3 protein-coding genes are annotated in these 11,278 nt (G+C 72.4%); all 3 read left to right on the plus strand.

Annotated features, from left to right (window positions below; translation table 11 throughout):
• Positions 1-2,945: type I polyketide synthase (locus KGA66_RS25425; protein ID WP_211471446.1), on the plus strand; the 2,945-nt coding region annotated here is incomplete at its 5' end.
• 25 nt (positions 2,946-2,970) lie between these two features.
• Positions 2,971-9,600: an SDR family NAD(P)-dependent oxidoreductase gene (locus KGA66_RS25430; RefSeq protein WP_438822078.1), complete on the plus strand. Its 6,630-nt coding sequence runs from the start codon at positions 2,971-2,973 to the stop codon at positions 9,598-9,600.
• Positions 9,597-11,278, plus strand: a 1,682-nt coding sequence (locus tag KGA66_RS25435; protein WP_211471450.1) for a type I polyketide synthase, incomplete at its 3' end; no start/stop codon positions are given. The genes KGA66_RS25430 and KGA66_RS25435, both read left to right, overlap by 4 nt.

Genomic DNA, 11,278 nt, shown 5'->3' on the forward strand with positions numbered 1-11,278 from the left:
CCCAACCCTCCGACCTAGGCCTCACAGAACCCGGACACCCCCTCCTCGGCGCACAGATCACCCAACCGGACGGCACCACCGCATTCACCGGACGCCTCTCCCAGCGCACCCATCCCTGGCTCGCCGACCACACCATCACCGGCACCGTCCTGCTACCCGGCACCGCACTCCTCGACCTCGCACTACACGCCGCACACCGCCTCGACTACAACCACATCGACGAACTCACCCTCCAAGCCCCGCTCCTGCTGCCCGAGAACACCGAAATCCAAATACACGTCACCGTCGCCGCACCCGACCACAACGACCACCGCCGCCTCGACGTCCACTCACGCCCCCACACCGAAGACGAGCAAGAACAGACGAACTGGACCCACCACGCCACCGCCACCCTCACCACCGAACCGACCACACCGAACGCCACGACCGCAGCCAACCCCCGAACCGCCGCCCTCACCACCTGGCCACCAACCGACGCCCAACCCCTCGGCACCGAAGGCTTCTACGACGCGCTTGCCGAACAAGGCTACGAATACGGCCCCACCTTCCAAGGCATGCAAGCCGCCTGGAAACACGGCGAAACCCTCTACGCAGAAGTCAACCTGCCGCAGGATACGAACACGGACGGCTTCGGCATCCACCCCGCACTACTCGACGCAGCGCTGCACACCCTCGTCCTGAACAAGATGCTCGACGAGAACGGCACCTCGGCCGAGCCGGCACCGCCCCAGGTCCCCTTCTCCTTCAGCGGCGTCACGCTCCACGCGGCCGACTCCACCACGCTGCGAGTGCGCTTGAGCTCGGCGGACGGCAACGGATGGTCGATCATCGCGGCCGACACCTCCGGTGCGCCCGTCATCACCGTCGAAGCCGTCGCAGTACGAGCGGTCACCGCCCCGCAGACGCAAACCAGGCGCCATCCCGACATCTACCAGTTCACCTGGCCGACGATTCCCACTCCCGCAGCCGGCGCCGGCAGCACCCTCGCAGGCACCTGGGCAGTGCTCGGCCCCGACCCCTTCGGCCTCGGCGAGACCATCGCACCGACGCGATACCCCGATCTGCGTGCCCTGCGAGAAGCCGTGACCAAGGGCGCCAACCCGCCCGACACTGTCTTCGTATCCTGCTTCTCTGAGCAACCGAGCGACAGCGAGATCATCGCGTCCGTCCACCAGAGCGCGCACAGCACGCTGGCCCTCGTCCAGGACTGGCTGTCCGACGACCGGTTCGAGACCACCCGCCTGGCCCTCGTCACCCGAGGCGCGGTTGCCACCGACACCGACGAGGACGTCGCAGACCTGCGCCACGCCCCCATCTGGGGCCTGATCCGCAGTGCCCAATCCGAGAACCCCGGCCGGTTCGTCCTCATCGACCTGGACTCGGACACCAGCACCGGTACCGAATCGGCGGACAGCAGCACGTTGATCCCGGCGGCGCTGGCCGCCGGCGAGCCGTACCTCGCTGTCCGTGAGGCCGAACTGCGCGTCCCGCGCCTGGCACACGCCGACACCAGTACCCTGCGCCCGCGCGAGGACCTGTTCGATCCGGAAGGCACCGTCCTGGTGACCGGCGCCACCGGCACCCTCGGCACCCTGCTGGTCCGGCACCTCGCCACACGGCTCGGCGCGAAACACCTGCTGCTGCTCAGCCGTCGCGGCATCGGCGGGCCCGGCGCCGCGCAGCTGCACGCCGAACTCACCGACCTCGGCGTCGACGTCCGCATCGAGGCCTGCGACGCCGCCGATCGCGGCGCCCTGGCCGCGGTCCTCGCCGGCATCCCGGCCGAGCACCCGCTCAGCGCCGTGATCCACACCGCGGGCGTCCTGAAGGACGCCACGCTCGGCACCCAGACCCCGGAACACTTCGACACCGTCCTTCGCCCCAAAGCCGACGCTGCATGGAACCTGCACGAGCTGACCCGGGAACTGCCGCTCAAGTCCTTCGTCATCTACTCCTCGGCGGCAGGCATCCTGGGCACGCCGGGCCAGGCGAACTACGCGACCGCGAACACGTTCCTCGACGCCCTGGCACACCGGCGCCGGGCCGCGGGCCTGCCCGCGATCTCGCTGGCCTGGGACCTGTGGGAGCAGACCAGCGGCATCTCCGCGAAGCTCAGCGACGCCGACCGCAGCCGCATCGAGGAATACGGCGTGCGGACCATCCAGAGCGACTACGGCCTCGAACTTTTCGACACCGCGTGCGCGAGCGACCACCGCGTGGTGATGCCCTCCCGGCTCGACAAACCGTCGCTGCGCAAACACGCCGAGAACGGCACGCTGCCCGCCGTGCTCCGCGGCCTGGTCCGCGTGCGCGCCGGCAGGAGCGGAACCGGTGCGGCGCCGGACCTGCGGGCCAAGCTCGCCGCGCTACCCGAGGCGGACCGGCCCCAGGCGGTGCTGGACGCGGTCCTCGCGGCCACAGCCTCAGTCCTCGGATACACCGCAGCCGACGACGTCGACGACGAGCGCGGCTTCCTGGATCTCGGTTTCGACTCGCTCACCGCCGTCGAACTGCGCAACCGGCTCGGCGCGGCCACCGGCCTGCGGCTGCCGACCACCCTGGTGTTCGACCATCCGACACCGGCCGCGATGGCGGTTCACCTCGCCGAAGCCCTCAGCCCCGAACCGGGAGAGGCCGACGCCGCGGGCGTGACCGGCACCACCGGCGTCACGGACACCGCGAGCACAGCGGTAGCAGCAGCAGACCTCGACGACGCGGCGGTGACACGCCTGCTGGCCGCCATCGCACCCGCACGGCTGCGCGAGGCCGGGATCCTCGACCGGCTCCTGCAACTGAGCGGCGCAACCGCCGGCGCGGCATCGGCCGGGGCGCCGTCCGGCGGACCCGAAACCGCGGCCCAGGCCGACAGCGCCATCGACCAGATCGACGAGCTGGACCTGGAAGACCTCGTGAAGCTCGCACTTGACCCCAGCGAAAAGTTCTGACCTCCAAGGGTGCACCCACATGAGCCTGTCATCTGAGCAAGTCGCCGAAGCGCTGCGCAAGGCGCTCAAGGAGAACGAGCGGCTGCGGGCCGAGCGGCGCAGCCTGACCGCCACGCTGACCGAGCCCGTGGCGGTGGTCGGCATGGCGTGCAGGTACCCCGGCGGGGCCAGGACGCCCGACGAGCTGTGGGCGCTGGTCACCGAGGGCCGCGACGCCATCTCGCCCTTCCCGGACAACCGCGGCTGGGACGTGTCAACCCTCTACGACCCCGATCCCGGCAGGGTCGGCACCAGCTACACCTGCGAGGGCGGCTTCCTGCACGACGCGGACGCCTTCGACCCGGCCTTCTTCGCGATGAGCCCGCGCGAGGCGCTGACCACCGACCCCCAGCAGCGCCTGCTGCTGGAGACCTCCTGGGAGTCGTTCGAGCGCGCCGGCATCGACCCCGACATGCTGCGCGGGTCGAAGACCGGCGTGTTCGTCGGCGTCATGTACAGCGACTACGGCTCACGACTGCAACCGATGCCGGAGGACTTCGAGGGCTACATCGGCATCGGCAGCGCGCCGAGCGTCGCCTCCGGCCGCATCGCCTACACCTTCGGCCTGGAGGGGCCGGCGATCACGGTCGACACCGCCTGCTCCTCCTCGCTGGTGGCGCTGCACCTGGCCTGCCAGGCGCTGCGCAACGACGAGTGCGCTCTGGCCCTGGCCGGCGGCGCGACCGTGCTGGCGACGCCGACCACGTTCATCGAGTTCAGCCGGCAGCGCGGGCTGTCCGCGGACGGCCGCTGCAAGTCGTACGCCTCGGCGGCGGACGGCACCGGCTGGGGCGAAGGCGTCGGCATGCTGCTGCTGGAGCGGCTCTCGGCGGCCCGGCGCAACGGGCATCCGGTCCTCGCCGTGATCCGCGGCAGCGCGGTCAACCAGGATGGCCGCAGCAGCCAGCTGTCGGCGCCCAACGGCCCGTCCCAGCGACGCGTCATCACCCAGGCCCTGGCGAACGCGGGGCTGACGACGCACGATGTGGACGCCGTCGAAGGACACGGCACCGGCACCCCGCTCGGCGACCCGATCGAGGCGCAGGCGCTGATCGGGACCTACGGACGCGGCCGGGACGCCGCGCGGCCGCTGCGTCTCGGCTCGATCAAGTCCAACATCGGCCACACCCAGGCCGCCGCGGGCGCCGCGGGCGTGATCAAGATGGTGCAGGCGATCCGCAACGGCGTGCTGCCGAAGACACTGCACGTGGACCAGCCCAGCGGGCATGTCGACTGGTCCGACGGTACAGTCAGGGTCCTGACCGAGTCGGTGCCCTGGCCCGAGACCGGCCGCCCGCGCCGCGCCGCCGTCTCCTCGTTCGGCGTCTCCGGGACGAACGCCCACGTGATCATCGAAGAGGCGCCCGCCGCGGCGCCCGTGCCGGCGCCCGCGCCGGACGAACCTGCGGCCCCGTCGTGCGCGCTGGTCGCCTGGACCGTCTCGGCCAAGTCGGCGCAGGCCCTCACCCAGCAGGCCGGGCAGATGGCCGAGTTCGCCGCGCGCAACCCCGGTGCGGATCCGGCCGGCGTGGCTCGCGCGCTCGCCACCGGGCGCGCGCTGTTCACGCATCGGGCCGTCGCACTCGGCGAAGGCGACGGCGAGATCGAGGAGGCGCTGCGGGCGCTGGCCGCCGGGCAACCGCACCCGCGCGTCGTCTCCGGGGTCGCGCAGGGCCTCGGCAAGCGCGGTCTCGGTAAGACAGTGTTCGTCTTCCCCGGCCAGGGTTCGCAGTGGGCCGGCATGGGGCGAGAGCTTCTGGAGTGCGCCCCGGCCTTCCGCGAGCAGATGGAGCAGTGCGCCGAGGCACTCGCGCCGCTGGTCGACTGGTCGCTGCTCGGTGTGCTGCGCGGCGAGCCGGGGGCGCCGGCATTCGACCGCGACGACGTGGTGCAGCCCGTGCTGTTCGCCGTCATGGTCTCGCTGGCCCGGATGTGGCAGGCGGCCGGGGTCCGGCCGCAGGCCGTGGTCGGGCATTCGCAGGGCGAGATCGCGGCCGCCTACATCGCCGGCGCGCTCTCGCTGCAGGACGCCGTCCGGATCGTGACCGTCCGCAGCCGCGCCGTCGGGGCGCTCGCGGGCGGCGGCATGGCCTCGCTCGCCCTGCCCGCCGAGGAGGTCGGGCCGGGTCTGGCCGCGTGGGAGGGACGGCTGGAGGTCGCCACCGTCAACGGCCCGGATTCGACCGTCATCGCGGGTGACTTCGCGGCGATCGACGAGGCGGTCACCGCGTATGAGGCGAAGGGGGTGCGTGCGCGCCGCATCCCGGTGAACTATGCCTCTCACTCGCCGCAGGTGGACGCCATCCGGGACGAAGTCGTCGCCGGGCTGACCGGGATCCGGCCCCGGCGTGGCGAGATCGCCTTCTACTCCACCGTCACCGCGCAGCCCATGGACACCGCGGCCCTGGACGCAGAGTACTGGTTCGCCAATCTGCGGCGCACCGTCCGTTTCGAGCAGGCCACCCGTGCGCTACTGGACGCGGGCCACCGGGCGTTCGTCGAGATCAGCCCGCACCCGGTTCTCAGCATCGCAATGCAGGAAACGCTCGACGCCGCGGGCGCCGGCGACCAGGCCGCAGTGCTGGGCAGCCTGCGCCGCGAAGAACCGCAGTGGCAGCAGTTCCTGACCAACGCGGCGCGGCTGCACGTGCGCGGCGGGTCGGTCGACTGGAACGCGCTGACTCCCGCGCTCACCCCTGAGGACCGGGGAACCGGGCGCGCGGCTCTCTCCCCGCTCCAGTTGGCCACAGTCCAGCTGCCGACCTATCCGTTCCTGCGGGAAAGCCACTGGATCGCGACGCCTGACGCCGCCGCGCGCCCGGCCGATCTGGGCCTGGCCGAGGCCGGGCACCGGCTGCTCGGCGCGGCGGTGTCGCTGGCCGAGGGCGGCGGGTGGGTGTTCACCGGACGGCTGTCGCTGCGCACTCATCCGTGGTTGGACGCGCACCGGGTCGGCGGGTCGGTCCTGGTGCCCGGCGCCGCCTTGGTCGAACTGGCCCTGCACGCCGGACACCAGGTCGGCCGAGCGCGCCTGGAGGAACTGACGTTGCAGGCGCCGTTGATCCTCGACGAGCGCGGCGCTGTCCACATCCAGGTCACCGTCACGCAGTCCGGGGAATTCGCCCGGTCCGCAGAGCCGGGGCGGTGCGCAGAGCCCGGGGAATCCGAAAAGCCCGGGTCCGGCAGTTGCGCCGTAACGGTGTTCTCGCGCGCGGCGGACCGCGAGCAGGACCCGTGGACACTGCACGCGCAGGGTTTCCTCGGCGACGCGGACCGCGAGGCCGGCCGGTCCTGCCCGGCGCAGTGGCCGCCGGCCGGGGCGGTCGCGGTCGAGCCGGAGGAGCTTTACGCGGCGCTCGCCGACGCAGGCTACGGATACGGTCCGCTGTTCCAGGGCGTGCGCGCGGCTTGGCAGGACGGCACGGACGTGTACGCCGAGGTGGCGCTGCCCGGGGACACCGACGTCAGCGGCTTCGGCATCCACCCGGCGCTGCTGGACGCGGCGCTGCATCCGGCCGCGGCTACGGCTACGGCTACGGCGCGAGGCGATGCCGGTGCCGGTGCCGGTGCCGGTGCGGACGCCGTCAAGCTGCCGTTCTCCTGGACCGACGTGGTGCTGCACGCCTCCGGCGCGACCACCCTGCGCGTCGTGCTGCGGACGAACGGCTCTGATTCGCTCGGCTTGACCGGCTACGACCCGGCCGGCGCCGCGGTGGTCAGGGTCGGTGGACTGGTCTTGCGAGCGGTGTCCGCCGACGCGCTCTCCACCGCCACGGCCGGGGGCGCCGACCAGCTGTTCCACCTGCGCTGGGAGCCGGTGCCGACTCCCACCGCCCAGCCCGCCGCCGCCGAGACCGCCGCTGTCACCCACGCGATATCAGACGACTTCGACTCGCTGGTCGCCGCGCTCGACGCGGGCGGTGAGGCACCCTCGATCGTGTTCTGGGAAACCACGCCGGGCACCGGAGCCGATGAGCCCACCGCCGCAGTGCACGATGTCACGCGCCGGACGCTGGAGCTGGCGCAGCGCTGGACCGCCGAAGCGCGGCTGGCGGACACCCGGCTGGTCGTGCTCACCCGCGGCGCGGTCGCCACGCGGACCGGGGAACACGTCAGGGACCTGGCACAGGCGGCCGTCTGGGGCCTGATCCGCACCGCGCAGAACGAGAACCCCGGCCGGTTCGCCCTGCTCGACCTGGACGGCGCCGCACCGGACGCGGGCGTGCTGCTGGCCGCGGCCGCCGCCGACGAGCCGCAGCTGGCCCTGCGCCTCGGCACGCTGCACGCGCCTCGACTGGCCCGTGCAGCCACCGACAGTGGCCTGATACTGCCCGACGACGGTTCGCCGTGGCGGCTGGACGCGCCGATCGGAGGCAGCCTGGACGACATCGCGTTGATCCCCTGGCCCGAGGCCGCCGCGCCGCTGCCAGCCGGGCATGTGCGGGTCTCGGTGCGCGCCGCCGGCCTGAACTTCCGCGACGTGATGGTCACCCTCGGCCTGGTCCAGGACGTGCGGGCGGTCGGCGGCGAGGCCGCGGGCGAGGTGCTGGAGGTGGCCCCCGACGTCAGCGGGTTCAAGCCCGGGGACCGCGTGATGGGCATGTTCCGCGGCACCGGCCCGGTGGCGGTCACGGATCACCGGCTGCTCGCCCACGTGCCGGAAGGCTGGAGCTTCGCGCAGGCCGCCGCGATCCCCGTGGTGTTCCTGACCGCCTACTACGGCCTGGTCGACCTCGGCCGGCTGAAGAAGGGCGACAAGCTGCTGCTGCACGCGGCGACCGGCGGCGTGGGCATGGCCGCGTTGCAGCTGGCCCGGGTGCTCGGCGCGACGGTGTACGCGACGGCGAGTCCCGGCAAGTGGGAAACGCTGCGGGAACTGGGCGTGCCGGACGAGCGCATCGCCTCGTCGCGGGATCTGCGTTTCGAGGAATCCTTCCGGGCCGCCGCCGGGACGGTCGATGTCGTGCTGAACTCGCTGGCCGCTCAGTACGTGGACGCGTCGCTGCGGCTGCTGGGCCCGGGCGGCCGGTTCGTCGAGATGGGCAAGACCGACATCCGCGAGGCGGCGGCGCTCGGCGCGGCGCACCCGGGCGTCGAGTACTTCGCCTACGACGTGATGCAGGCCGGCGCGGACCGCATCGAGCGGATGTGGGCCCACCTGACGCAGCTGTTCGCGTCCGGCGAGCTGCGGCCGCTGCCGGTCAGCACATATGACGTCCGGCACGTCGTGCACGCCCTGCGGCACCTGAGCCAGGCCCGGCACACGGGCAAGCTGGTGCTCACGATGCCGCCGCGGCTCGACCCCGACGGTACGGTCCTGATGACCGGCGCGACCGGGACGCTCGGCGCGCTGACCGCCCGGCGGCTCGTGACCGGGCACGGCGTGCGGCACCTGCTGCTGACCTCGCGGCGCGGGGCCGCCGCGCCGGGGGCCGCGGACCTGGCGCGGGAACTGCGCGGGCTCGGCGCGTCGGTGCGCATCGAGTGCTGCGACGCAGCGGACCGCGGCGCCCTGGCCGCGCTGCTCGCGACGATCCCCGCCGCGCATCCGCTCACGGCGGTCGTCCACACCGCGGGCGTCCTCGACGACGCCACGATCAGCGCGCTGACACCGGACCGGCTCGACAGGGTCCTGCGTCCTAAGGTCGACGCGGCGTGGAACCTGCACGAGCTGACCCGGGACCTGCCGGTCGCGAGGTTCGTGCTGTTCTCCTCGGCGTCGGGCACCCTGGGCACGCCGGGCCAGGGCAACTACGCCGCGGCCAACGCCTACCTGGACGCACTGGCCCAGTCGCGCCTCGCCTGCGGGCTCAGCGCCACGTCGCTGGCGTGGGGGCTGTGGGAACAGGCGAGCGGGATGACCGCACACCTGGACCAGAGCGACCACAACCGGCTCAAGCGCGGCGGGCTGACGCCACTGACCACCGAGGACGGGCTCAGCCTGTTCGACACCGCGCTCGGCAGCGCCCAGGCCGTGCTCATCCCGACGAACCTAGACGTCAGGGCATTGAGTGCGATGGCCGCGGAGCCGCCGCACATGTTGCGCGGCCTGGTGCGGGCTCCGCTGCGGCGCGCGGCGGCCGGTGCGGCGGCCGACGCCGAGTCGTTCACGCGGCGGCTCGGCGCGTTGTCAGCGGCCGATCAGGAACGCGCGGTGCTCGACCTCATCGTCGCACACGCGGCGACCGTGCTGGGTCATGGGTCCGCGGACCGGGTGCAGGTCGAGCTGCCGTTCAAGGAGCTCGGGTTCGACTCGCTGACCGCGGTGGAACTGCGGAACCGGGTGAACGACGCGACCGGGCTGCGGCTGGCGTCGACGGTCGTGTTCGACCATCCGACGCCGGTGCTGCTCGCGCGGCACGTGTTGGGCGAGCTGGATCCGCAGGCCGCGGCGGGCGCGTCGGCGGCGCTGCTGGCCGACCTCGGCCGGCTGGAGTCGCGGCTGGCCGAGGTCGATCAGGGCTCGGATGTCTATGTCGAGGCCATGACGCGGATGCAGGTGCTGGTGCGGCGGTGGAGCCGCGCCGGGGAGGCCGGGGCCGTCGCCGGCGCCCTGGACGACGCCAGTGACGATGAGCTGTTCGCGGCTCTCGACGAGTTGGGGGCTTCGGCATGACGAACCACGAGAGTGCCGCGAACGCCGGATCACAGAGCTCTGAGGTGAAGTTCCGGGAGTATCTCAGGCGGGCGACGGCGGATCTGCGCCAGGCCCGGCAGCAGTTGCGCGCGCTGGAGGACAGCGCGAAGGAGCCCATCGCGATCGTCGGGATGGGATGCCGGTATCCGGGCGGGGTGCGTTGCGCCGAGGACCTGTGGGAGCTGGTGGCCGCGGGGCAGGACGCGATCACGGGTTTCCCGACGGATCGCGGCTGGGACGAAGACCTCTACGATCCGGACCCTGACCGTCCGGGCAGGTCCTACACCCGCGAGGGCGGGTTCCTGCACGACGCGGCTGGTTTCGACGCGGAGTTCTTCGGGATCTCGCCGCGGGAGGCGCTGGCGATCGATCCGCAGCAGCGGCTGCTGTTGCAGACCACGTGGGAGACGCTGGAGGACGCCGGGATCGACCCGGAGACGCTGCGCGGGTCGGCGACCGGGGTGTTCGCGGGTGTCATCGCGCAGGGATACGGCCCACGCTCGCATCGGGACGCAGGGTCCTTTGAGGGCTATCTGATGACCGGTTCGCTGCCGAGTGTCGCCTCTGGCCGCATCGCCTACAGCTTCGGCTTTGAGGGCCCGGCGGTCACGGTGGACACGGCCTGCTCGTCGTCGCTGGTGGCTACGCATCTCGCGTGTGTGGCGCTGCGGAACCGGGAGTGCTCGCTGGCGCTGGCCGGCGGGGTGACGGTGATGGCCGACCCGGGCTTGTTCATCGAGTTCAGCCGGCAGCGCGGCCTGTCTGCGGACGGGCGCTGTAAGCCGTTCGCGGCGGCGGCCGACGGCACCGGCTTCGCGGAGGGGGTGGGGCTGATCCTGCTGGAGCGGTTGTCGGACGCGCAGCGCAAGGGGCATCGGATCCTGGCCGTGGTGCGTGGTTCGGCGGTGAATCAGGACGGTGCGAGCAACGGTCTGACGGCGCCGAACGGCCTGGCGCAGCAGCGGGTGATCCGCCAGGCGTTGCAGGGCGCGCAGTTGTCGGCGGGCGAGATCGACGCGGTCGAGGCGCACGGCACCGGGACCGCGCTCGGCGACCCGATCGAGGCGCAGGCGCTGCATGCGGTCTTCGGCCCGGGCCGGCCGGCCGGGCACCCGTTGTGGATCGGCTCGATCAAGTCGAACATCGGCCACACGCAGGCCGCGGCCGGTGTCGCCGGGGTCATCAAGATGGTCCAGGCGATCAGCCACGGCGCGCTGCCGGGGAACCTGCACCTGGACGCGCCCAGCCCGCACGTGGACTGGACCCCCGGCACGGTCAAACCCCTGACCGAAGCGACCCCCTGGCCCGAACACCACCGCCCCCGCCGCGCCGGCATCAGCAGCTTCGGCATCTCCGGAACCAACGCCCACATCATCATCGAACAACCACCCGACCAGCACACCGAGACCACACAAGACACTGACGCGCTACCGCAGGACCCCGCCGAACAGGGCGACCCGAGCAGCCCGAGCACTCAGGGCACGAAGACCAGCAAGGAAACCCAAGACACCACACCAGACACCACACCAGACACCACACCAGACACCGCACCGGACACCGCGGCGCTCACCCCCTGGCTGCTCTCCGCCCGCAGCGAACCCGCACTACAAGCCCAAGCCGCACGCCTCGCCCACCACCTACGCACCCACCCCCACAC

This window comes from Actinocrinis puniceicyclus, from assembly GCF_018283645.1.
Classification (GTDB): Bacteria; Actinomycetota; Actinomycetes; order Streptomycetales; family Catenulisporaceae; genus Actinocrinis; species Actinocrinis puniceicyclus.